The following is a 504-nucleotide window of genomic DNA, read 5'->3' on the forward strand; positions in this document are numbered from 1 at the left end:
TCCTTCTCCGATGATGGCACACAATATCGTGTCGCTCGCGAAAGGCTACTTATCCCCTATTGTCGGTTCTACCGAACAACAAGAGAGCTCGAATTCACAGGGAAACAGTAACAACAGCAGTAGTTCAACCAATCAAAATCAGCAGACTCAACTCAATGATGATGAGCTGATCAATCAATTGGTTGTCACCATGCCAAATCAGGTCAACATTCGTGTAAAAATAGCTGAAGTCTCAAGAAATGTATCCAATAAGTTGGGCATCAAATGGGGTTCAATCGCTGGCGGTGTGGGGCAATTTTCATTTTCAAAGCTGCCTAATGTCAGTAGTTGGGGCAAGCCGAGCATTACTGCTCTAATTGATGCGCTAGCAACCAACGGCATGATGTCTGTGCTTGCTGAACCTAACTTGACCGCAATGTCAGGTGAAGATGCTGAGTTTTTGGTTGGTGGACAAGTACCGCTACCACTGATTACGGCTGACACCACTCAGATTGAATACAAGGA

1 pseudogene is annotated in these 504 nt (G+C 45.2%); it reads left to right on the forward strand.

The window, feature by feature from the left end:
• Positions 1-504, forward strand: a pseudogene (locus AB4512_RS24385) (type II and III secretion system protein family protein); the annotation flags it as partial.

This window comes from Vibrio sp. 10N.222.52.B7 (genome assembly GCF_041474275.1).
Taxonomy (GTDB): Bacteria; Pseudomonadota; Gammaproteobacteria; order Enterobacterales; family Vibrionaceae; genus Vibrio; species Vibrio crassostreae_C.